Raw genomic sequence first — 22,739 nt, 5'->3', positions numbered from 1 at the left:
CTCAGATCCCCGTCGTCACGTCGATGGACTGACCGTCCTTCAACGTCACGATTGCCTTTTTCATGTCGGAGCGCGAGTAGTTCGTGCCCTTCCACTTCTTGGTCTTGCCCTTCTGGACGAGCGTGTTCACGCCGACGACGTTCACGTCGAACAGCGCCTCGACGGCCGCCTTGATCTCGGGCTTCGTGGCATCGTTCGATACCTTGAACACAACCGCGTTGAACTCCGACAGGGTCGTCGTCTTCTCGGTGATGTGCGGGGCCAGGATAACGTCGTAATGACGATTATCGATGCCCGCCTTCTGCTTCTTAGCCATGGAAGCGCGCCTCCAGCTTTTCGACAGCGGCGCGCGTCAGCACCAGCGTGTCATGCTTCAGGATGTCGTAAACGTTCGCGCCGGCGGCCGGCATGACGTTCACTTCGTACAGGTTGCCCGCAGCGAATGCGAAGCTGGTGTCGACCATGTCGCCGTCGATGACGAGCGCACGCTTGCCGAAGCCGAGCTTTGCGAGATCGCCCTGCAGCGTCTTGGTCTTGCCACCCTCGACAGCCAGGCTGTCCATGATGACCAGCGAACCCGCCTTCGCGTGGCTGCTGAGAGCCATGCGCAGGCCGAGCGAGCGAACCTTCTTGTTCAGCGACGGGTTGAAGTCACGGACGCGTGCGCCGTGTGCCTTACCACCACCGATGAACACAGGTGCGCGACGATCGCCATGACGAGCCGTACCGCCGCCCTTCTGGCGACCGAACTTCTTGCCGGTGCGTGCGACGTCTGCGCGCTCACGGGTGCCACGAGCCGTCTCGCGACGCTTCTCGAGCTGCCAGGTGACGACACGGTGCAGGATGTCGGCGCGCGGATCGAGACCGAAGACCTCGTCGTTGAGCTCGATGTCCGCTGCGTCAGTGCCGGCGAAAGATGAAACCTTGATCTTCACGCTCAGCCCTCCTGGCCGTCGGCTGCAAGTGCGTCGGTCGTTTCGGCCGGCGTGTCTGCTGCGGTGTTGCTGTTTGCGGTCTTGAGACCGGCGGGGAACGGTGCGTCGGCGTGGCGCGCGACCTTCACCGAGTCCTTGACGAAGAGCCAGCCGCCCTTGGAGCCAGGAACCGAACCCTTGACGAACAGGAGACCACGCTCGACGTCCGTCGATACGATCTCGAGGTTCTGCTGGGTGCGATACTTGTCGCCCATGTGGCCGGCCATCTTCTTGTTCTTGAAGACCTTGCCCGGATCCTGGCGCTGACCGGTCGAACCGAGCGAACGGTGCGAGACCGACACGCCGTGGGTTGCCCGCAGACCGCCGAAGCCCCAACGCTTCATGCCGCCCTGGAAGCCCTTACCCTGGGTCTTGCCCTGGATATCGACGATCTGGCCTGCGACGTAATGGTCGGCCGAGATCTCGGCGCCGACGTCGAGCAAGCCGTCTGCGTTCACACGGAACTCATGGACGACAGCCTTGGGCTCCACTTCGGCCTTGCCGAAATGGCCGCGCTGCGGCTTTGCGACATTCTTCGACTTGGCGACACCTGCACCAAGCTGGACGGCAGTGTAGCCGTCACGATCCATTTCGCGAACGGAAACGACCTGATTGCCTTCGAGCGCCAGAACAGTGACCGGCACGTGCCGACCATCTTCCTGGAACAGGCGGGTCATCCCCATCTTCTTCGCGATCACGCCAGTACGCATGATCTTGTCCCTTCCTAGACAGAGGCCCCGTCGGACTATTCCTCGGGGGCTTGCGGACCATGTCCGGAGCGAGCTCCATGATGCGTCCACCTGACCCCATCCCCGGCAAAAGCCCTGAATGGAGTCGGTTCAACCCGGTAAATACGAAACGTGCCCCCGTCCCGGGCTGGTGCTCCCGCGAGTGCGGAAGCGTGACGGGGGACGCTGCCCCGTCGGTTTTCACCGACGGCGGTATCCCAATGTAGAGCGGCGCGGGACCATTGCTGGTCAACCGCGCCGCGCCAGCCCTTAGGCCAGCTTGATCTCGACGTCCACCCCTGCTGCGAGGTCGAGCTTCATGAGCGCATCGACCGTCTGCGGCGTCGGCTGGACGATATCCAGCATACGCTTGTACGTGCGCACCTCGAACTGCTCGCGCGACTTCTTGTCGATGTGCGGGCCGCGGTTCACGGTGAACTTTTCGATGCGCGTCGGAAGGGGAATCGGACCGCGGATGAGCGCGCCGGTGCGGCGTGCGGTGTCGGCGATGTCGCCAGTGGCCTGATCGAGCACACGGTGATCGAACGCCTTCAGACGAATGCGGATATTGCTGTCCATAGTCCCTACCGATGCGAAAGAGCGGGCCCGTTTCCGGGCTCTTGCTGGTTGATGTTTAAACCGAAGGCGGGCCATTACGGGATAGTCGGGCGAAATGCAACCGGGGGGAGCGGGTTTTCGGGCTCAGTTCGTCCGCCCGCGATGCTACTCATCAATCCTCCCCCGCCAGGGGGAGGTGGCACGCGAAGCGTGACGGAGGGGGAGGAAAGCGATGCGGCTCGAAGGATCCCTACACGACCACAGCAACGCCAAGCGCTTGCGAAAACAGATGACCCCACCGGAGATCGCCCTCTGGCTGGCGCTCCGAGGTAACGAAGAAGGCCTACGGTTCCGAAGACAACATGCAGCAGGCCCGTACGTCCTGGACTTCTACTGCGCCCCAGCCCGACTCGCAGTCGAAGTCGACGGCGAAGCCCACAACCACGGCAACCGCCCCGAACGAGACGCAACGCGCGACGCCTGGCTAGTCGCCCAGAACATCCAAGTCCTCCGCTACCCAGCCCGCGAAATGCTGGCAAACCTCGACGACGTCGTTCGCCAGGTCACGTCCATCGCACTCCAACGCCGAACCATCTTCGAGAGCTAATCGCCCCCTCCCCCTCCGACGCCTCCGGCGCCACCTCCCCCTAGCGGGGGAGGATTGAGCTGGAAGCTGAATGGCCGGGTTGGAGAAATTAGCGGAGGTTACGGCGTACGAAAGTGTAGGATGGTGCGTTGCTTCGATCCATCACCTCAATGCTGGACGGATCGCGCTCCCGATCAAGTCGTAACTTGAGCGGATATGCACTGCGATCGATATCGAGCCGGTTGCTGGCGACGCTTACAAGGGCTTTTGGCAGGACGTAAACGCCGCCCTTATCCCGCTCGATAACATAGGAGACAGCTTCGTTCCCGCCCCGCAATTCCCCACCTTGCAGGGCCAAAACGCCACAGCAGGGATTGTAATAAATCCCATCTGCACTGGTTGCAGGCAATCGTGACTCATCAGTCGAGAGAATGATGATCCACGCAGCTACGATGACAAGCACCAGTGCGATCGATAAAGATTTGCGAGTTGCCATAGGCCCTCATGCCAAAGTGGGGATGTCCGCCATTGGGCGGAAGCGGACCACGTCGATCACGCTGCCGAGCCACTTTGCGTCCCGCCTAATCAAACACGAAAAAGCCCGGCCTCTCTCGCGAGAAGCCGGGCTCTTCGATCAACTCCTGAGGGAGAGGATGCTTACTTGTCGATCTGGCTGACGACGCCTGCACCGACGGTACGGCCGCCTTCGCGGATCGTGAAGCGCTGGCCCACGTCCATGGCGATCGGTGCGATCAGCTTGATGCCGAGCGACACGTTGTCGCCTGGCATGACCATCTCGGTGCCCTCAGGCAGCTCGACGGTGCCGGTCACGTCCGTCGTACGGAAGTAGAACTGCGGGCGGTAGTTGGCGAAGAACGGCGTGTGACGGCCACCCTCTTCCTTCGACAGCACGTACACTTCCGAGTTGAAGTCGGTGTGCGGCTTGATCGTGCCTGGCTTGCAGAGCACCTGGCCACGCTCGACTTCGTCGCGTGCAACGCCGCGGATCAGTGCGCCGACGTTATCGCCAGCCTGGCCTTGGTCGAGCAGCTTGCGGAACATCTCGACGCCCGTGACCGTGGTCTTGCGGACGGTCGGGTGGATGCCGACGATCTCGACTTCCTCGCCAACCTTGACGATGCCGGTCTCGACGCGGCCGGTGACGACCGTACCACGACCCGAGATCGAGAACACGTCCTCGATCGGCATCATGAACGGCTTATCGAGCGGACGCTCTGGCTGCGGGATGTACTCGTCGACAGCCTGCATCAGCTCGGTGACGGCGTCGGCGCCGAGCTTCTGATTCGAACCCGACAGTGCGCAGGTAGCCGAACCCTTGATGACGGGGATGTCGTCGCCCGGGAAGTCGTACGAGCTGAGCAGCTCGCGGATTTCCATCTCGACCAGCTCGAGGATTTCCTCGTCGTCGACCAGATCGACCTTGTTCATGAACACGACCATGGCGGGCACGCCGACCTGGCGTGCGAGCAGGATGTGCTCACGGGTCTGTGGCATCGGGCCATCGGTCGCCGAAACGACGAGGATCGCGCCGTCCATCTGGGCTGCGCCGGTGATCATGTTCTTCACATAATCGGCGTGGCCCGGGCAATCGACGTGCGCGTAGTGACGGTTGGCCGTCTCGTACTCGACGTGTGCGGTCGAGATCGTGATGCCGCGCTCGCGCTCCTCGGGAGCCTTGTCGATGTTGGCGAAGTCGACGGCGGTACCGCCGGTCGTCTCTGCCAGAACCTTCGTGATCGCAGCGGTGAGCGACGTCTTGCCATGATCGACGTGACCGATGGTGCCGATGTTGAGATGCGGCTTGTTCCGCTCAAATTTTGCCTTGGCCATTGTTTCCTACCTTCTGATTCGTATTCCGGTGCCACCCCGGGAACCGCGCGAACGCGGCCCAATAGCGGCTGTTAAAGCGTTGCGCCAGCCCCTGCTTGGGGAGAGGCCGACGCGGAAGTGAATTCCGCGTCGTCGAACTTCGGTCGCTGACCGAAGCCGGCCGGCCCGTCGGCGTCTCCGAGCCAGAAAAACCTGGCTCGGTGCGCCTCGGGCTTACGCCAGCTTAGCCTTCACCTCGTCAGCAACGTTCTGCGGCACTTCGTCATAGTGCGAGAACTGCATCGAGTAGTTCGCGCGACCCTGCGTGAACGAGCGGAGCGAGTTCACGTAGCCGAACATGTTCGCCAGCGGGACCATCGCCTCGACCGTCTGCGCGTTGCCGCGGCTGTCGGTGCCCTGGATCTGGCCACGACGGCTGTTCATGTCGCCGATGACGTCGCCCAGGTAATCCTCCGGGGTAACGACCTCGACCTTCATGACCGGCTCGAGCAGCGTGATGCCCGACTTCTGTGCGACTTCGCGCATCGCGCCACGTGCACAGATTTCGAACGCCAGTGCCGACGAGTCGACGTCGTGATACGCGCCGTCATACAGCACGATCTCGAAATCGATGATCGGGAAGCCGACCAGCGAACCCGAAGCAGCGGTTTCGCGGAAGCCCTTCTCGATCGCAGGCAGATATTCCTTCGGAATGTTGCCGCCCTTGATCTCGTCCTTGAACGTGATGCCCGAACCACGCTCGCCCGGCGTGACCTTGACCTTAACGCGACCGAACTGACCGGTACCACCCGACTGCTTCTTGTGCGTGTAGTCGACGTCGACCGGCTTCTTCAGATACTCGCGATATGCGACCTGAGGAGCGCCGACGTTCGCCTCGACCTTGAACTCACGCTTCATGCGATCGACCAGGATCTCGAGATGGAGCTCGCCCATGCCCTTGATGATGGTCTGGCCCGACTCGGGGTCCGACGACACGCGGAACGAAGGATCCTCGCGGGCGAGACGATTGAGCGCGACGCCCATCTTCTCCTGGTCTGCCTTGGTCTTCGGCTCCACCGAAAGCTCGATCACGGGCTCGGGGAATTCCATCCGCTCGAGAATGATCGGTGCGTTCATCGCGCAGAGCGTGTCACCGGTCGTGGTATCCTTGAGACCCGCGAGAGCGACAATGTCGCCAGCGAAAGCCTCCTGGATGTCCTCACGGCTGTTCGCATGCATAAGCAGCATGCGACCGACCTTTTCCTTCTTGTCCTTGACCGAGTTGGTGACCTGCGATGCGGTCTCCAGCTTGCCCGAGTAGATGCGGGCGAAGGTCAGCGTACCGACGAACGGATCGTTCATAATCTTGAACGCCAGCGCCGAGAACGGAACGTCGTCCGACGAAGGACGCTCGTCCGGCGTCACGCCGTCGAGCTTCAGGCCCTGAATCGCGGGAACGTCGAGCGGCGAAGGCAGATAGTCGACCACTGCGTCGAGCAAAGGCTGAACGCCCTTGTTCTTGAACGCCGAACCGCAAACGACGGGGACGAACGCCATGCTCAGCGTACCCTTGCGGATCAGCTTCTTGAGGTCGGCGACGCTCGGCTCGTTACCTTCGAGATACGCCTCCATGAGGGCATCGTCCTGCTCGACGGCCATCTCGATCAGCTCGCTGCGATACTTCGCGGCCTTCTCGACCAGATCCTCAGGGATCTCGGCATATTCGAACTTCGCACCCAGACTCTCTTCGAGCCAGATGATCGCGCGGTTCTCGACGAGATCGACGAGGCCCTTGAAGCCGCCTTCCATGCCGATCGGAAGATACAGCACGGCCGGACGCGCACCGAGACGATCGATGATCGAGTTCACGCAGAAGTAGAAATCGGCACCGGTGCGATCGAGCTTGTTGACGAAGCACATGCGCGGCACGCCGTACTTGTCGGCCTGACGCCACACGGTCTCGGACTGCGGCTCGACGCCGGCAACGCCGTCGAAGCATGCCACTGCACCGTCGAGCACGCGGAGCGAACGCTCGACTTCGATCGTGAAGTCGACGTGGCCGGGCGTATCGATGATGTTGATAAGGTGCTCTTCGCCCTTACCTTCTTCGGCGCGCCACTTGCAGGTGGTCGCAGCCGACGTGATCGTGATCCCGCGCTCCTGCTCCTGCTCCATCCAATCCATCGTCGCGGTGCCTTCATGCACTTCGCCGATCTTGTAGGACTTGCCGGTGTAATAGAGGATGCGCTCGGTCGTCGTCGTCTTACCGGCGTCGATGTGCGCCATGATGCCGATGTTGCGGTAACGGTCGAGCGGATGGCTGCGGGCCATGATCGTGCTTCCTTAAGGATATGGGGAGCCGAACGTGCCGGCTCCCCAATATATAGGTGTTTGCGTGACAGGCGAAAGACCGCCCGTCACACGGATAGCAATGCTAGGCTTCAAAGCCCGCTGTTACCAGCGGCAGGAAGCCCGCTGTTACCAGCGGTAGTGCGAGAATGCACGGTTGGCTTCCGCCATCCGGTGCGTATCTTCACGCTTCTTGACCGCGTTGCCACGGTTGTTGGCGGCATCCATCAGCTCACCCGACAGCCGTGCGGCCATCGTGTTCTCGCTGCGCGAACGCGCCGCACCGATCAGCCAGCGAATCGCCAGCGCCTGTGCACGCTCGGGACGAACCTCGACCGGCACCTGGTACGTTGCACCACCGACGCGGCGCGAACGGACTTCGATGCCCGGCTTCACGTTGTTCAGCGCATCGTGGAAAACGCCGATCGGATCGCGCTTGGCGCGGCTCTCGACGGTTTCGAATGCACCGTACACGATCAGCTCTGCGACGGACTTCTTGCCGTCTAGCATGACGCTGTTCATGAACTTCGACAGAACCTCATCCCCGAACTTGGGATCAGGCAGGATGACCCGCTTTTCGGGACGACGACGACGTGCCATTTCAATTTCCTTGTAGACTTCAGCCGGTTCCGGAACACGTCCGGGGCTTACTAAGCTTCGTAACTTCCGAGGCGTGGATCCCGGATAAGATCGCCTAGAGAGATCTTTCCGGGATGATCATGCCCCCGGCATGATCACTTCGGACGCTTGGCGCCGTACTTGGAACGCGACTGACGCCGGTCCTTCACACCCTGTGTATCGAGCACGCCGCGCAGGACGTGATAGCGAACACCGGGAAGATCGCGGACACGACCGCCACGGATCAGGACAACCGAATGCTCCTGAAGATTGTGGCCCTCGCCCGGGATGTAGCTGATGACTTCGCGCTGGTTGGTCAGGCGAACCTTGGCCACCTTGCGCAGAGCCGAGTTCGGCTTCTTCGGGGTCGTCGTGTAGACGCGCGTGCAAACGCCACGCTTCTGCGGATTTGCTTCCATCGCAGGGACCTTCGACTTGGCCTTCTGCGGATCGCGGCCCTTGCGGACCAGCTGGTTGATCGTCGGCATTGAAGCCTTCACCTTTCAAGTGGTTACTTTGCTGGAGCCATGAGGCGCCTGAGAATACAAAAAGAACCATAGGAACGCGGGAGCGCCCCTCAGGTCCTGGAATGCATCCAGCAATGTTCAAGCATGCCCGGCGGGAAACACTCCCGAAGAACAGGCCGCGCCTATAGGTCAGGACGGGGTCCGGGTCAACGGGGCGGAATCGGTTTGGGTGCGGGTAGGTTATTGAGTTCGGGTGGACACGAACGCCGACCTGACACCGTCGATGGCCCTTACTAATCCTCCCCCGCAAGGGGGAGGTGGCACCGAAGGTGACGGAGGGGGAGGAACACGCAACGACTACTGCCCTTTCCTCCCCCTCCGTCTGGCAAGAGCCAGCCACCTCCCCCTGGCGGGGGAGGATCGCAGCACCTCCTCTACCGCGAACGCGTCCCGAGCACCGCCAGCAGCGTCTTCTCGAATCGCGCGGGGTCCTCGACCTGCGGCGAGTGACCCAACCCCTCGAGCATCACCAGATTCGCATTCGGCATCTGCTTCACCGCGCGCGGCGCCACCTTCGGCACCGGCTCGAGGAACTTGCGCAAGTTCGCCGGCGCCTGCGCCCGGCCGAACGCGGTCTTGTCCAGCGTCCCGACGATCAAGGTAGTCGACGGCGTGATCCGGTACAGCTCATGCGCGACCGATTGCGTCTTGATCATCTCGCTCGTCTTGGCCTGCGCGAGCGCCACGGTGTCGCGCCCTGCCCCTTGGTACATGCCCGCCTGCATCCAGACCCAACGATCATAGGATGGCTTCCACACACCGTGATAATAGTTCTCGAGCTGATACGCCTTGATCGACGCGTAGCTCGTCTTCTTCTCGTTCGCCCACAGCGTGTCGACGTCGGTATAGGGCACGCCCTCCTCGCCGCGATCCTTCAGGCCGAGCGGATTGACGAGCACCAGCTTCTCGACCGACGCCGGATAGAGGATGGCGTACCGCATCGCGAGCATGCCGCCCATCGAATGCCCGACGAACGTGGCCCTCGTGATGCCACGCGACTCGAGCAGCCGCTTGGTGAACGTCGCCAGCATCTCGAAGCTATACTGTGCCGCGCGGGGCTTGGACGATTTGCAGAAGCCGATCTGGTCGGGGACGATCACCCGGTAGCCGACCTCGCTCAGCGCCCGTGCGGTGCTGCCCCAGGTCGCGCCGCAGAAATTCTTGCCATGGAGCAGGACGACCGTGCGGCCATTGGGTCGCTGTGGCGCGATATCCATGAACGCCATTTGCGCCGACGTGCCGACGATATCGACTTCCATCGTCTGAACGGGCCACGGATAGGTGAAGCGTTCGAGCTGCGGCCCGAGGTCCGGCACCTGCGGAACTGGCCCCGCCCCCATGAGCAACGCCGCGACCGGCAGCGCCAGCATCATCAATCCCGCCCTCATAGTATTACGCTTCCCACATCCAACGAGACGGCTTTAAGGTTAACGAGCAAATCACACATCGCGCAACGCATCATCCTTACGATGATCGCTAGAGATGCTCGCGGGACGAATTGCACGCGAGACGCTTGCCCTTCGCGAAAACGCTGGGTAAGGGGCGCGTCCGTGTAGGAGTGTAGCTCAGTTGGTTAGAGCGTCGGTCTCCAAAACCGAAGGCCCTCGGTTCGAATCCGAGCACTCCTGCCACCCCCTTTAAATTCTTGGCAAAAATCGCGGGGATTGCGCTCGCCGCTTTAGCGCGTCCATCACGATTGCAGAAATTGCATTTCATAATGCAATTTTCGCAATTGATCTATGATGTGCTGCGATGCACAACGATCAGGCCTTTCAGGCATCCTCTCCTAAAAACTTTCACGGCCGGTCTTGTACCGGCCTTTTTTTTCGTCCGCGTTCGGCGTACACCTCGGGTGCCGTCGTCAAGCCGAACGATAAATAGAAACCGTGGGAGCGGAGCCGCCGGTCAAACCGGCACCGGCAAGACGATCGTGCGGGGGATCGAGTGACCCAAGCGCTCTCCCCCGCCACTTCTCTGGCCCATACGCCACTTCTCCGGTCGCCACTTGTCTGCCCGCCCCCTCCTCTCTTCCGGCAGCCGCCCTGCGCCTCTCCTGCCGCGCACTTGCTTTCACCTGTGACGGCAGCTATCTGCCGCGCTTCCGACAGCGAGGACGGACCTGCCGCCGCGCCCCTTCACAGGGAGCGGCTAGTGGGTCTATGCCTCGCATCTCAGTTTCTCAATCAGCGGGTTCGAAGAACATCGTGGCGAAGACGTCCCCCCTCGAATTCATCCAGCAGGTCCGCAACGAGACCGCGAAGGTCACGTGGCCGACGCGTCGCGAGACGGTCATGACCGGCGTGATGGTGGTGATCATGACGACGATCCTCGCGCTGTTCTTCCTGGGCGTCGACTCGATCCTGCAAGCGATCGTCTCCGCCCTCCTCAAACTCGCTCAGTAAGCAAGGTTCCGTCATGGCGCGCTGGTACATCATTCACGCCTATTCGGGCTTCGAGGGCAAGGTCCGCGACTCGATCATGGCCGAGGCGACCCGGATGGGTCTCGAACAGCTCGTCGAGCAGATCGAAGTCCCGACCGAAACCACCACCGAAGCCCGTCGCGGCAAGAAGATCGCGGTCGAGCGCAAGTTCATGCCGGGCTACGTGCTCGCCAAGCTGAACATGAACGACGACGTGTATCACCTGGTGAAGAACACGCCGAAGGTCACCGGCTTCCTCGGCAGCATGGGCAAGCCGCAGGCGATCAGCGAGGCGGAAGCCACGCGTATGCTCAACAGCAAGGAAGAAGCCGCCGCTGCGCCCAAGCAGAAGGTCAAGGTTGACTACGAGATCGGCGATCAGGTCAAGGTCCTCGACGGCCCGTTCGCGACCTTCAACGGTCTCGTCGAAGAACTCGACTTCGACCGCAGCCGCGTCAAGGTTTCGGTGTCGATCTTCGGGCGTGCGACGCCTGTGGAGCTCGAGTTCGAGCAGGTCGAAAGAAGCAAGTAAGGCCAAGCCGCACGCGATTAGCCCAAGGGCTGCTCGCGAGACGTCGCCAGCCCGGCCGGCGGGCCAACGGCCCGGCCGACGACGCGGGATTTAATCCCGCGTCGCGTTACCGTTTAGTTCGTGTCGACACATAAGGCTTGTTTCCCCGCGAAGGCGGGGATCCAGACTGGGCTCCCGCCTTCGCGGGAGAACAACGCAGCCGTAGTGATCGCCCTAGACCGTGCCAATGTCCGGTCGGGATAACTGCCAACCGAGCCCGTCCTCAAAACCGAACGCTATCGGCCACCACCCGAGCAGCAGCCGCGCTACGGTCGTAGTAGTACAAGCTCGGCGCCTCGTACGTCACCAGATACAGCTTCCCACCGATCACCGCCCCACGTGCTTCGCCACGCCGCTGCAACGTCTCGTTCTGTTTCGAGAAGGTGTAGGTGAAGCGCACGCCCTTGCTGCCGGCGAACTGGATCGGCGCGATCGTGTCGATCGCCATCGACGATGCGTCGCGCGCGATGCGGTAGCTGTTTTCGAGTAGCACCGGGATGTCGGTGATCAGCATCGTCGCCGAGACCTTCGGCAACGGCTTGTTCTTCTTGTCGACCTCGCGGAACAGCGGCCGGCCGGACTCGATGCCGCCATAGAAGCTCAGATCATTCAGTTCGTCGCCGTCCTGCGTCCAGGTTTCGGCATTGCGACCGGGGCGCTCGGACAGCTTGTTCCATTCCGTGCCCGGCTGCACCGTCATCGCCGATTTGGCGACCGCGGTGCGCTGGCCGGCGGAGATGAGCTTGTTGCCGGCCGCGACGGGGGCTGCGAGCGAGAGCGTTGCGACCGCGGCGAGCAGGGCGAGTTTCTTGGACATGGTCGTCCTCCTTACGAAATCAGCGTGGCGATGAGCGTGGCGTCGGTCGCGGCCGGCTTGAGACGGAGATACGTCGCGAGCGCGGCCTGGCCTTCGGCAACCTGCTGGCTGCGGAGCAACGCCAGCCCGAGGCCGCGATACGCCTCGGGCGGCGCGTCGCCCTTGCCGATCGCCTCCTGGTAGAATTGCGCTGCGCTGACGAGGTCGCGCGGATTGCCGCGCTCGCGGTACAGGTCGCCGCGGGCACACAGCAACGGTGTCGACCATCCGGTACCGTCCGCCAGATTGGCGAGCAGATACTCGCTGCCGCCGAAGTCGTTGAGCTTGATCTGGTCGTTGAGGAAGACCGGCAGCCATTTCGCCATCGCCGCCTGATGCGTGTCGACGACCGCACGCTTGACGTCGTGCGCCTCGATCGACGCGGCGCGCAGATACGTGGCGCGCGCGAGATCGGTCGGATGCGTGGCGAAGACACCGGCGACGTATTTGTGTTGCGCCCTGCCCCTGCGACCGATCGCGGTCGCATCGGCTTCGCCCATGACGTGCTCCCAGACGTCCGCGGCGGCCGATGACGGGTATTGCGAACGTGCGAGATACTGGAAGCCCGTCATGTCGGCCTCGCGTTCCTGGTCGCGGCTGAAGGCGTACATCTGGCCCACCACGGAGTATTGGATGTTGGCACTGTTGCGGATGAGGATCGACGCCCACGCCATAACGTCGGTGCCGGTGCGGTGGCTCTTGAAGTCCTTGAGCGAATGCCGAAGCTCGAAATGGCCGAACTCGTGGCCGAGGATCGCCCCCAGCTCGGCTTCGCTCCGGACACGAAGCAACAGTCCGGTCCAGACGACCATCGCGCCATTGGGTGTCATGTATGCGTTGAACGCCGGCACCTCGTCGATATAGAGCCGGACCGATCGACACCGGTCCTCGCCGACGGTCCGGCACAGCACGCCGCGGACATAGGCATTGAGCGCCGGATCCTTGACCAGCGACCGGGAGTCGCGCTGCACCCGCTCGCGTTCGTCCGCCTCCATCCATATCCCGCGCTCGTCGACCGTCGTCGGGGTGTAGGCCTGCATATAGGTCGGAAGCGGCGGGCGCTTGTCGGCGGCGACAGCAGACGTACCGATCGCGGTCGCTAGCAGAAGGCCGACCACGGGGATCCGCATGTCAGTGCGCCGAAGCGATGGCGGGCGCGGCGGCGATCGGAGCCTCGATCGGTTTCCCCGGAAAGCCTTCCAGCAACTGCCTCACGCGCTTGTCGGCGCCCTCCGCGTCGCGGACATCCCCGCCCATCTGCATGTCGGCGTTCAGCCAGACGAGTTCACCGGTGCGAAGATCGACAAGCCCGGCAAAGCCCTTGTGGACGCCCGCGGTGATCGGAACGCGTGCCATCGCCGCAAAGACTTGCAGCATCTTTCGGCCGGTCGAACCGAAATGATCCTCCGTCGTGATGAACAGCGCGTAGTCCGCTTTATCGAGCCCAGGCAGCGTGCGGACGTCGGGGCCAAGCCCCCATTCGAACTGGTCCTTGCGCTTCTTGGTAGGCAGGCGATTGCCCTTGAAGAACTGATACTCGATCACCGACGACGCGACCGCCCCGAACAATTCCTGATATTCCGCGACCTTCGCCGAACCCGCACCGACCGGCTCGACATACCCGACGACGCTGTTGCCGAGACCGGTCTGGGCCTTGGCGAGCGCGGTGGCGATGTTCTCCTTCGCCTGATCCGTCCAGTCGGCGTTCGGCTCGTACATCCCGCCAGTCGACTGCGCGCCGACCCGGATCGACGGCCGCATCAACACGATCCGCGCCGTACCGGGCGCCAGGACGAAACCAGGCTTCAGCCCAGTCTTCTCCTGCGCATACGCGGGCGCGATCGCCGTAACCGCAAGCATCAGCGCGACCAGCGTCGCACGGCACAAAATGATCATACCCACCCCTGTTCCCGGATGCCCCCATCCGATCCAGGGCATATTAGAGCCGGAGCAGCCCATCGTCCGAGAATTATTTAGTTCAAAACGAGTGCTTTCCGACCTCCAAGGGCCAAACTCTTGCTCTGTGCATCATGGCCGGCTCGACCTGTTTACTCGGGCGGATAAAAATGTTCGCCTACCAGCCATATATGTCGCTTCGAAGAAGAGTACCGGATCGATACCTTTACTTGCGCCGCAATATCATTCGGCGAATCAAAATATATTTCACTCGCGAGGCGCAATAACTATTGGTCGAAATGGCATAGATTTGTTCATTATCATCGGGTTGACCTGCATACCTCCTACACCCGAAACGATACCATATTTATTTTACGTTTGGTTAACCATAACTAGTTATATTGCGCTAACATTTGTAGGACATCCGCGTACAAGACGTTGCGTAGTTACCAATACGCCAAACGAATATGACGTCCGGCGTTATCGGTAAACTCTATGTACCCCATGACCAGCTCGACACGCATGCAACCGTATTCAGCGATCCGCCTACAGGAAATGACTGATGCCCCTGACGACCACGGCCTTAAAGAAATCGCTCGAGCATGGCGATCACTTGCGTTCAGGGATTGCGACGGCTCGCCCGTCCCCGGATTCAAAAGACGCCGGTCATCGTATCTTGTTCCTCGACCTTGAGAATGCAGCCGCCAACGGTGTTCGTCGTGAACTCGAAGAGATGGGCCACAAAACCGCGTGGATCGGCTTGGCCAGCGAAGAACGCGCCGGGCTGGTGTTTCAACCAGACCTGATTGTGATCAACCCTGAGGCCTCGATCGGCAATCGTCATGCGTTCATCGCCTTGTTGGACAAAGAACAGTTTTCCGGGACACTAACGCTGTTGCGGCCCAGCGTGCATTTCCGGGATGCGATCGCCCTGGCGGAACAGTCCGGGATCGATCACGTCGACTGGCTCGATGCGCCCTATAGCGCGCAGGACATTGTCGACCGCCTGGCTCATATCGCCCGACAACCGCATGACGGCGACACCGGCGACCGTCATTTCCTGTCATGGCTGATCCAGCAAGGCCGGTTGCTGCCCAATCTCACGCATGAATTCCATGAGAAACGCAGCCTGCACGACGACGGCATCGCCGGCTACGAAACACTCACGCGGTTGCGCAATCGGCCGTCGCTCAACCCCGAGCACATCTTCGCCCCGTCGACGATCCTCTCGCTGGAGGTCGCCGCGACGTCGCTTGCAGTGGAAGCGGCTGCCCGCCTGCTCGCGGCGCTGGAGGTCGAGGGCAGGCCAGTGCCTATCGCGGTGAACTGCAGCGCCGCCGTGCTCGCGCATCCGGATTTCCTCGCCGCGATGCCGATCCTGCTGCGACGCCACAACGTCGCCCCCGGCATGCTCGGGATCGAACTCACCGAGATCAGTTATTCAGGACTCGACGGTCGCCTGCTGGAAAACATGCGGGAGCTTGGAACGATGGGAATACCCATCTCGCTCGACGATTTCGGCAAGGGCGCGACCAACTTCGATCGCATTTCCGACCTCCCGGTGTCCGAGGTCAAGATCGACCGGAAGATCTTCCAGAAGTGCCGCAAGGGCGAGTTCCCGCCGTCGCTGCTGAAGGAAATCATCGATTATTGCCGAAGCCGGTCGATCGGAACCGTGATCGAGGGCATCGAGACCGCCGACGATCTCGTCCTGGCGAAATCGCTCGGTGCCGACTGTGGGCAAGGCTTTTACTGGGGGAAACCCGTGCCGATTGAATCGATCGTACCCCGTCATGGTGCCTGACAACAGGTTCGGCCGCTTCATAGGCCGGACGCTCGACGAGGCTGAGCCCGTCGCCACGAACCCGGTCGAAGGTGAGCGGCCCTCGATGCGGCTCGAACTCCGCGAGGTCGAGGGGCTCGACCTTTCGCCACCCCTCGTGCTCGCGGGTGCCTGGGCCTGGTTGTTGTTCCACGAAGCTGGCGGGCTGATCAGCTATTCCGATGGATACGCCACGCGGTCGGCCTGTTACGCCGCAGCCAAGCAGATCGCCTGGCCAGTCGACGTCTTCGAATAAACCGCGGTCGATCGCGCAGCCTCCCAGGCCCGCGCGCGACGACGCGAACGCCGGTTGCCGCGCCCCGCGTTTTCGGCTATGCGCGCCGGCTTCCACCTTCATTGATGGAATTTGCGGGAGGCTGTCGCGAGACGGCCGCCATCACCGCTAGGCTCACATAAAGAGAGTGACATGGCTAAAAAGATTACCGGATACATCAAGCTGCAGGTCCCTGCAGGCGAGGCAAAGCCCGCGCCGCCGATCGGACCTGCGCTGGGTCAGCGCGGCGTGAACATCATGGAGTTCTGCAAGGCGTTCAACGCCGGCACGAGCGAACTGAAGAAGGGCATGCCGATCCCGACCGTCATCACGGTCTATGCGGATCGCTCGTTCTCGTTCGAGACGAAGACCCCGCCAGCCTCGTACCTGATCAAGGAGGCCGCTGGTCTCAAGTCGGGTTCGAAGGAGCCCGGCAAGGTCGTCGCCGGCACGATCAAGCGCAGCCAGCTGAGCGAGATCGCCACGACGAAGATGAAGGACCTCAACGCCAACGATATCGACGCTGCGACGAAGATCATCGAAGGCAGCGCCCGCGCAATGGGCCTCGAAGTGGTGGAGGGCTGAGATCATGGCTAAGCTGAGCAAGAAGCAGAAGGCCGTCACGGTCGACCTCGTCAAGCTGCACGGCATCGACGAGGCCATCGGTCTCGCACGGTCGGGCGCCACGTCGAAGTTCGACGAGACGATCGAAGTCGCGCTGAACCTGGGCGTCGATCCGCGTCACGCAGACCAGATGGTCCGCGGCGTGGTGACGCTGCCTAAGGGCACCGGCAAGACCGTCCGCGTCGGCGTGTTCGCCCGCGGCGCGAAGGCTGAAGAAGCGCTCGCAGCAGGCGCAGACGTGGTCGGCGCCGAAGACCTGATGGAAATCATCCAGGGTGGCACGATCGATTTCGATCGCTGCATCGCGACCCCGGACATGATGGGCATCGTCGGTCGCCTCGGTAAGGTGCTGGGTCCGAAGGGCCTGATGCCGAACCCGAAGCTCGGCACGGTGACGATGAACGTCGCAGCCGCCGTTCAGGCAGCCAAGGGCGGCCAGATCGAATACCGCGTCGAGAAGGCCGGCATCATCCATTCGGGCATCGGCAAGGCGTCGTTCCCGGCAGAAGACCTGCGCGCGAACTTCGACGCACTGGTCGACGCAGTGGTCAAGGCCAAGCCGACCGGCGCCAAGGGCAAGTACGTCCAGAAGGTCGCGATCTCGTCGACCATGGGTGCAGGCATCAAGGTCGACACGGCCGAGGTTGCTGGCGCGTAAGTCGCACGTGGCTAGCGCAAGCTAGCCACGAGACGGCGAGCGCCCGGCCGGCGCGGGCAACCGCGACCGACGTGGACGGGATTTACTCCCGTCCTACCGCTACAGTTAAGAAGGGCCGGGAACGATCCCGGCCCTTTTTGCGTGTTGGCGATACCGGTCGTTCGGCGAAGATCGCCCCTACCCCACTCCGTCATCCTGACGAAAGTCAGGATCCAGGGTTACGGACGTCGCCCCTCTGGCTCTGGATCCTGACTTTCGTCAGGATGACGGGGTCGTGGGAAAAAACGTGAACCGCGCGCCATTATGGTCCACGTCATGACGCATGATCGAAGCCTCCTGCCACTGTGGCGCGGTAACGCTGGCCATCGACCTACCGCCTGAATGGGTAGCCGACTGCAACTGCTCGATCTGTCGCAGCTACGGAGTCCTGTGGGCGTATTACCGGGCAAGTGACGTGCGCGTCACGGCATCCGTTCCGATCGACGTCTACAGTTGGGGTGCCAAGACATTGCGCTTCCATCGCTGCAGCGAATGCGGATGCGTAACGCACTGGACGAAGGTCGACCCGGCGATCGACCGGATCGGCGTCAACGCCCGCCTGTTGCTGCCCGACATCCTGGCGGCGGCCCGCATACGCCAGCTCGATGGCGCAGATACCAGGCAATACCTCGACGCCTGACACTCTCCGCAATTGACTCCGCCGCCAATTCCGCTAAGGCGCGGCTTCGTTCGGCGGGCTTGCTCGTCGAACTCCGTCCGAGACAGTGGGTGCAGCGGGTTTGCCGGTGCTTAATCTCCCACCTAGACGGGGAATGAGATTTTGCGGAGCGCCTCGTGCGCCTGCCCTCTCCCATGCCCCATCGACGAGACACCCGGAAGCGCGGGTTTGTCTGCGCCTCCGGTTAGTAACCGGGTCCACTGCGTAAGCGGTGAACTCGTAAAACGTGGAGAATGGCATGGATCGTGATCAAAAGACCGCGGCCGTAGCCGAGCTGAACCGCACCTTTTCCGAGGTCGGCGTCGTCGTTGTCACGCGCAACCTCGGCCTGACCGTCGCACAGTCCACTGTGCTGCGGAACAAGATGCGCGACGCCGGCGCGACCTACAAGGTCTCGAAGAACAAGCTTGCCAAGATCGCAATGGACGGCACCGACTACAGCTCGCTGGGCGACATGCTCACGGGTCCGGTCGGTCTGGCCAGCTCCATCGATCCCGTCGCGGCCGCCAAGGTGGTCGTGGAATTCGCGAAGACGAACGACAAGTTCGAAATCGTGGGTGGGGCGATGGGCGCGACGACCCTCGACGTCGACGGTGTGAAGGCGCTCGCAACGCTGCCCTCGCTGGACGAACTGCGTGCCAAGATCGTTGGCCTCATCGTGGCACCTGCCACGAAGCTGGCAACGATCACGCAGGCTCCGGCAGCGCAGCTCGCGCGCGTGCTTTCCGCCTACGCGGAGAAGGAAGCCGCCTGATCTTGCAGGCCTTTCGTTACCTTTTTGAACTGATGGGGCATGAGCCCCGAGATGGAGATTTATCATGGCAGACCTGAACGCGCTCGTTGAGAGCCTGAGCGAACTGACCGTTCTCGAAGCAGCTGAGCTTTCGAAGCTGCTCGAAGAGAAGTGGGGCGTTTCGGCCGCAGCAGCGGTCGCAGCACCGGCAGCAGGCGGCGGCGCCGCTGCTCCTGCAGCAGAAGAGCAGACCGAATTCGACGTCATCCTGACCGGCGACGGTGGCAAGAAGATCAACGTCATCAAGGAAGTCCGTGCGATCACCGCGCTCGGCCTGACCGAAGCAAAGACGCTGGTCGAGTCGGCTCCCAAGGCCGTCAAGGAAGGCGTGTCGAAGGACGAGGCAGCCAAGATCAAGGCTCAGCTCGAAGCAGCTGGCGCCACGGTCGAGGTTAAGTAAGCCGCAGCTGGAGAGACGATTTAGCGTAGCCTAAATCGCACTCCAGCAAGGCCGGCCGGCGGCATTTATGCCGACCGACGAAGCAGGGGCTTTGCCCCTGCTGGCCGCAGCTAAGAAAAAGGGCGGCCCCAGCAATGGGGTCGCCCTTTTTTGTTGTGCGGGAATATCGCGTTGCTCATTCCAGCAGGGCTCGCTTCACGCCGGTTCCGATGCGCATCCAAGGTTCCGCGACCACTCGCGCGTGTAGTGATGGGCGTCGGACCAAAGCAGTCAGCCTTCTGCGGCATAGCTGCGCTGTCCAGCCTCCGCCGCAACCGCGGCATTGTTCTCCCGCGAAGGCGGGAGCCCAGTCTGGGTCCCCGCCTTCGCGGGGAAACAAGTTTTACGTGTACGCCCGGTGTTACCGCTCGAAGCAAGGACATGACCGGGTGTCGAAGGTCAGCACGCCGCGCGAGCCCCCCCACCTACCGATCGAACGTCACCGCATGCGGCCGCGCGGCAACCGTCGTGTACATCCGCGCCGGTGCATCGAGCCAGAACGGCGCGAGCTTGGCGGAATCTACGCGCTCGATGCCGACCACCCACGCGCGCGCTGCCTGCGCCTCGTCGCCAGCCGTCACGTACAGGATGTTGGTCGCGACGACCGGCACGAACATCGGCCGGTTGGCAGCAGTCATCGTCCGGATCGCCTCGCGGGCGATCGCCGTGACGGTGCGGATGGTTCGCGTTTCGCCCGGCGCCAGCGCGAACGGCGGGGCGACGGGCCGCACGACGGGCGCCGCGTTGAACTGCGCAAGATCCTGATCCTGATCGGCGTGCGCGGTGAGCAACGCGACGCCGGTGCGGATCGCTTCGGCCGATGCGGTGCCCGTGTTGGTTACGACGAGTTCGCACTCGACGGTGGCGCTCAACAGGTTGAGACCAGCGCGCAATGGGCGCAGTTCGCAGGTCAGCCGGGCACGCGCGGCGACTGGCGGCGTAGGTGGCGCCTTGCCCCTAGGCTCGAGAAATTTGGGCGCGGCCATTGGCACCGCAGCAACGGGTGCGACCGCAGACGCCGTGGCAGCGGTGACAGCCGCCGGGGTTTCGGCCGGTTCGGAGACGACCGGCCTGGGGGCGACTGGCTGGGGGGCAATAGGCTGGGCGACGACCGGCTTCGCCGCAACGGGCGGCGGAGTCGGCTCGACATAGGCTTCGGGTTCGACGCTCTCGTACCGGTGGCTGCGCGGCTTGCGGCGGAGCGCCCACAGCGCGCCGAGCACCACGACGATCGCTGTCAGCGAGAGCCACAGCGGCATCGCGCTGCCCTTTTCCGGCGTCGAGAGCGTGGATTCCGGGGTTGGGGATGGCGTCGTTGCTGGCACCGACGCGGTGGGCTGCGACGCGGTGGGTTGCGGCGCCACTTCGGTGGTCGGGGTCTGCGATGGCGACGATTGGAGAGTGGGGTCGGACGTGGGCGTGGCGACGGGCGCCGGTTCGGCCGATGTCGGCGGACGTGTTGGCTCGTCGTCCGAAGCACGTGGTCGGGTCGTGGATTCCGGCGTTGTTCGGATGGCTGCCGGTCCTCGCGTAGGCGCTTCGGTCGTCGGGCGCTCGACGCCTGCACGTTGCGTGGTCGCGCGATCCGTGGCGGGCTTTGCCGCAGCGGTCGAGCGGGGAGTACGACGGGGGGTGGGCGTGGTGTTCGGCAGGACGATCGTCGGCGCGGCGGGCACCGGTATCGTGGTCGCGTCGGGGTTCGCCTGCGTGCCGGGGGTCTGGAGGCGCTCCAGGCCGCGCACGGGTGCGGCCGGCTCGGTTTGCGCGGCCGCCGGGGTCGCTGTGGCGGCCAGGACGGTCATGGTGGCGAGCAGAGCGGCCAGCGCTCCGCGGTCGGTCGTCATCGTCGAAATCCCCTGCGCGCGGTCGTCGCGGCGTTGTGGGCGGGGGAGGCTGAACGTGGCCCGACGGCAACCCGTGATGCGACGAGTTGCGGCTGCGTAGCGGCGAAGCGTTAGTTGTTAGAGAACTACTGAAGCAGCCTTATTAACAATCCTCCCCCGCCAGGGGGAGGTGTCGCCGAAGGTGACGGAGGGGGAGGAACACGAAATAGTCGTTTTCCTTGCCTCCCCCTCCGTCTGGCAAGGGCCAGCCACCTCCCCCTTGCGGGGGAGGATCAAGACGCCTCAATTACTTCGGCGATACGACCACTGCGCCGCCCTTCATCACGAAGACGGGGTGTTCCAACTGGCGGACATCGGCGAGCGGATCGCCGTCGACCGCGACGAGATCGCCGAAACGGCCCGGCTGGATCGCACCGACGTCCGCGGTTCTGGCCAACGCGATCGCGGCACTGGAGGTGGCGGCCTGGATCGCCTCCATCGGCGTCATGCCCCATTCGACCATTTTGGCGAACTGGAGCGCGTTGTTGCCGTTGGGGTAGACCCCGCCGTCCGTGCCGAACAGCATCTTCACACCGGCGGCGTGCGCCGCGCGGAAGGTCTGGCGCTGCTTGAGGCCGACCTGACGCTCCTTCTCCAGGCTCTCCGGGAAGACGCCGTTCTTGGCACCCTCGGCAAGGATATAGTCGTCGTCGTAGATATCCATGTCGAACCAAGCCCCGCTCGCCTTGGCCAGCTTGAACGATTCGGCGTCGGCGAGGCTGGCGTGTTCGATCGTGTCGACGCCTGCGCGCAGTGCGTCGTTGATGCCCTCCGCGCCGTGCGCGTGGACCGCGACCTTCAGCCCAAGCATATGCGCTTCCTCGACGATCGCCTTCATCTCGGCGAGGCTGATCTGCTGCGCGCCGACGGCGTCGGTCTTCGACAGGACGCCGCCGGTCATGCAGACCTTCACCACCTCGGCGCCGTATTTTCGGATCGTTCGCACGGCGCCGCGAAACTCGTCGGGCGTGTTGGCGATCTGCGGGTGCGGCACCTGGATCGAGGGCGGGAACTCGGTCGCGTCGCAGTGGCCGCCGGTGGCACCGAGCGCGTAGGTGGCGGGGACGATGCGTGGGCCGGGAACATAGCCGCGCTCGATGCCCTGTTTCAGCGCGACGTCGTCGTAATTGGCCGAGCCGACGTTGCGGACGGTCGTGAAGCCCGCATCGAGCGTCTTCCGCGCATTCGCAACGCCGACGACGGTCCAGAAATTGTCGGTGAATTCGAGCTGACGATAGCCGCTGAGCGTCGGGTCGCTGGGCAGATGGACGTGCATGTCGATCAAGCCCGGGAGCAGCGTCCGCTCGCCCAGATCGACGCGTTCGGCGCCGGCGGGCACCGCGTCCCCCTTGCGGCCCACTGCGGTGATGCGGCCATCGACGATCGTCACCTGCGGGTTGTCGACTCGCTTGCCCGCAAGGACGTCGACCATGTGCGCTGCGGTGACGACGACGGTCTTCGCATCGGCATTGGCGGCGGTCGTCGCGAGTAGCGTCGCGATGAGAATGCGCGCGATCATGTAGGTCCCCTTCCCCGTGTTCCGCGCTGTGTGCGGTACCGCGAGCGATCGGGCAAGTGCCGCGTCTTGCCCTATTGTCGACACCGGTACAGGCCA

The 22,739-nt window shown here is 63.1% G+C and carries 25 protein-coding genes and 1 tRNA gene; 11 read left to right on the top strand and 15 right to left on the bottom strand.

Going from position 1 to position 22,739, the window contains the following annotated elements:
- Position 1: 1 nt before the first annotated feature.
- From E5673_RS06715 to rpsJ, 4 genes are all read right to left on the bottom strand, one after another.
- Complete coding sequence (locus E5673_RS06715; protein WP_056047618.1) at positions 2–316, bottom strand: 50S ribosomal protein L23; 315 nt, start codon at positions 314–316, stop codon at positions 2–4.
- The gene (gene rplD, locus E5673_RS06710) at positions 309–935 is read right to left on the bottom strand and encodes a 50S ribosomal protein L4 (protein WP_056047616.1); all 627 of its coding nucleotides are present in this window, start codon (positions 933–935) and stop codon (positions 309–311) included. The genes E5673_RS06715 and rplD overlap by 8 nt, the downstream gene beginning before the upstream one ends.
- Positions 936–937: 2 nt before the next feature.
- On the bottom strand, positions 938–1,684 hold the full coding sequence (gene rplC / locus E5673_RS06705) for a 50S ribosomal protein L3 (protein ID WP_136189400.1): 747 nt from the start codon (positions 1,682–1,684) through the stop codon (positions 938–940).
- 288 nt (positions 1,685–1,972) lie between these two features.
- On the bottom strand, positions 1,973–2,281 hold the full coding sequence (rpsJ, locus tag E5673_RS06700) for a 30S ribosomal protein S10 (RefSeq protein ID WP_007406109.1): 309 nt from the start codon (positions 2,279–2,281) through the stop codon (positions 1,973–1,975).
- A gap of 211 nt (positions 2,282–2,492) precedes the next feature.
- Between rpsJ and E5673_RS06695 the strand changes: the two genes are divergently transcribed.
- Positions 2,493–2,867 carry an endonuclease domain-containing protein gene (locus E5673_RS06695; RefSeq protein WP_136189399.1) on the top strand — a complete coding sequence of 125 codons (375 nt, stop codon included), beginning with the start codon at positions 2,493–2,495 and terminating at the stop codon, positions 2,865–2,867.
- An 88-nt stretch (positions 2,868–2,955) separates the two neighbouring features.
- On the opposite strand, the gene E5673_RS06690 is transcribed toward E5673_RS06695, so the two are convergent.
- The 6 genes from E5673_RS06690 to E5673_RS06665 all read right to left on the bottom strand — a co-directional run bounded on the left by E5673_RS06690 (position 2,956) and on the right by E5673_RS06665 (position 9,543).
- The gene (locus tag E5673_RS06690; protein WP_136189398.1) at positions 2,956–3,342 is read right to left on the bottom strand and encodes a hypothetical protein; all 387 of its coding nucleotides are present in this window, start codon (positions 3,340–3,342) and stop codon (positions 2,956–2,958) included.
- Between the two features lie 161 nt (positions 3,343–3,503).
- On the bottom strand, positions 3,504–4,697 hold the full coding sequence (tuf, locus tag E5673_RS06685) for an elongation factor Tu (RefSeq protein WP_132741515.1): 1,194 nt from the start codon (positions 4,695–4,697) through the stop codon (positions 3,504–3,506).
- A 213-nt stretch (positions 4,698–4,910) separates the two neighbouring features.
- A complete protein-coding gene (gene fusA, locus E5673_RS06680; RefSeq protein WP_133031704.1) occupies positions 4,911–7,007 on the bottom strand; it encodes an elongation factor G in 2,097 nt (698 codons plus the stop codon).
- A gap of 147 nt (positions 7,008–7,154) precedes the next feature.
- Positions 7,155–7,625, bottom strand: coding sequence for a 30S ribosomal protein S7 (gene rpsG / locus E5673_RS06675; RefSeq protein WP_031393769.1), 471 nt, complete (start codon positions 7,623–7,625; stop codon positions 7,155–7,157).
- Positions 7,626–7,759: 134 nt separating this feature from the next.
- Complete coding sequence (gene rpsL / locus E5673_RS06670; protein ID WP_010164594.1) at positions 7,760–8,131, bottom strand: 30S ribosomal protein S12; 372 nt, start codon at positions 8,129–8,131, stop codon at positions 7,760–7,762.
- A gap of 413 nt (positions 8,132–8,544) precedes the next feature.
- Complete coding sequence (locus tag E5673_RS06665) at positions 8,545–9,543, bottom strand: alpha/beta hydrolase (RefSeq protein WP_247599613.1); 999 nt, start codon at positions 9,541–9,543, stop codon at positions 8,545–8,547.
- 181 nt (positions 9,544–9,724) lie between these two features.
- Here E5673_RS06665 and E5673_RS06660 point away from each other — a divergent pair.
- From E5673_RS06660 to nusG, 3 genes are all read left to right on the top strand, one after another.
- Positions 9,725–9,801: transfer RNA gene (locus tag E5673_RS06660), tRNA-Trp, on the top strand.
- 573 nt (positions 9,802–10,374) lie between these two features.
- Positions 10,375–10,572, top strand: coding sequence for a preprotein translocase subunit SecE (gene secE, locus E5673_RS06655; protein WP_056047594.1), 198 nt, complete (start codon positions 10,375–10,377; stop codon positions 10,570–10,572).
- Positions 10,573–10,585: 13 nt separating this feature from the next.
- Positions 10,586–11,122 (top strand): transcription termination/antitermination protein NusG, encoded by a 537-nt coding sequence (gene nusG / locus E5673_RS06650; protein WP_055872668.1) that lies wholly within the window; start codon positions 10,586–10,588, stop codon positions 11,120–11,122.
- A 262-nt stretch (positions 11,123–11,384) separates the two neighbouring features.
- On the opposite strand, the gene E5673_RS06645 is transcribed toward nusG, so the two are convergent.
- Genes E5673_RS06645 through E5673_RS06635 form a run of 3 tightly spaced genes read right to left on the bottom strand, consistent with a single transcriptional unit; the run spans position 11,385 to position 13,913 of the window.
- Positions 11,385–11,978 (bottom strand): hypothetical protein, encoded by a 594-nt coding sequence (locus E5673_RS06645; protein WP_136189397.1) that lies wholly within the window; start codon positions 11,976–11,978, stop codon positions 11,385–11,387.
- 11 nt (positions 11,979–11,989) lie between these two features.
- Positions 11,990–13,147 (bottom strand): M48 family metallopeptidase, encoded by a 1,158-nt coding sequence (locus E5673_RS06640; protein ID WP_136189396.1) that lies wholly within the window; start codon positions 13,145–13,147, stop codon positions 11,990–11,992.
- 1 nt (position 13,148) lies between these two features.
- The gene (locus E5673_RS06635; RefSeq protein ID WP_247599666.1) at positions 13,149–13,913 is read right to left on the bottom strand and encodes a hypothetical protein; all 765 of its coding nucleotides are present in this window, start codon (positions 13,911–13,913) and stop codon (positions 13,149–13,151) included.
- A 562-nt stretch (positions 13,914–14,475) separates the two neighbouring features.
- On the opposite strand from E5673_RS06635, the gene E5673_RS06630 reads away from it, so the two are divergent.
- The 7 genes from E5673_RS06630 to rplL all read left to right on the top strand — a co-directional run bounded on the left by E5673_RS06630 (position 14,476) and on the right by rplL (position 19,202).
- The gene (locus tag E5673_RS06630; protein ID WP_136189395.1) at positions 14,476–15,717 is read left to right on the top strand and encodes an EAL domain-containing protein; all 1,242 of its coding nucleotides are present in this window, start codon (positions 14,476–14,478) and stop codon (positions 15,715–15,717) included.
- Positions 15,707–15,991 carry a hypothetical protein gene (locus tag E5673_RS06625; protein WP_056060523.1) on the top strand — a complete coding sequence of 95 codons (285 nt, stop codon included), beginning with the start codon at positions 15,707–15,709 and terminating at the stop codon, positions 15,989–15,991. Before E5673_RS06630 ends, E5673_RS06625 begins: the two co-directional genes overlap by 11 nt.
- 171 nt (positions 15,992–16,162) lie before the next feature.
- Positions 16,163–16,594, top strand: a complete 432-nt coding sequence (gene rplK / locus E5673_RS06620; protein WP_056047586.1) for a 50S ribosomal protein L11 — start codon at positions 16,163–16,165, stop codon at positions 16,592–16,594.
- Between the two features lie 4 nt (positions 16,595–16,598).
- Positions 16,599–17,291, top strand: coding sequence for a 50S ribosomal protein L1 (rplA, locus tag E5673_RS06615; protein WP_136189394.1), 693 nt, complete (start codon positions 16,599–16,601; stop codon positions 17,289–17,291).
- Between the two features lie 322 nt (positions 17,292–17,613).
- Positions 17,614–17,970, top strand: coding sequence for a GFA family protein (locus tag E5673_RS06610; RefSeq protein ID WP_136189393.1), 357 nt, complete (start codon positions 17,614–17,616; stop codon positions 17,968–17,970).
- 277 nt (positions 17,971–18,247) lie between these two features.
- Positions 18,248–18,763: a 50S ribosomal protein L10 gene (gene rplJ / locus E5673_RS06605; protein ID WP_055879768.1), complete on the top strand. Its 516-nt coding sequence runs from the start codon at positions 18,248–18,250 to the stop codon at positions 18,761–18,763.
- A gap of 64 nt (positions 18,764–18,827) precedes the next feature.
- Complete coding sequence (gene rplL, locus E5673_RS06600; RefSeq protein WP_056047577.1) at positions 18,828–19,202, top strand: 50S ribosomal protein L7/L12; 375 nt, start codon at positions 18,828–18,830, stop codon at positions 19,200–19,202.
- A 464-nt stretch (positions 19,203–19,666) separates the two neighbouring features.
- Here the strand turns inward: rplL and E5673_RS06595 are convergent, their stop codons facing one another.
- Both E5673_RS06595 and E5673_RS06590 read right to left on the bottom strand, forming a co-directional pair.
- Positions 19,667–21,085, bottom strand: coding sequence for a hypothetical protein (locus E5673_RS06595; protein ID WP_136189392.1), 1,419 nt, complete (start codon positions 21,083–21,085; stop codon positions 19,667–19,669).
- Positions 21,086–21,371: 286 nt separating this feature from the next.
- A complete protein-coding gene (locus E5673_RS06590; RefSeq protein WP_136189391.1) occupies positions 21,372–22,643 on the bottom strand; it encodes an amidohydrolase family protein in 1,272 nt (423 codons plus the stop codon).
- Positions 22,644–22,739 lie beyond the last annotated feature (96 nt).

Origin of the sequence: Sphingomonas sp. PAMC26645 (genome assembly GCF_004795835.1) — a bacterium.
Taxonomy (GTDB): Bacteria; Pseudomonadota; Alphaproteobacteria; order Sphingomonadales; family Sphingomonadaceae; genus Sphingomonas.
Note: the sequence above shows the minus strand (reverse complement) of the source record. Positions and strands in the feature narration are given on the sequence as shown.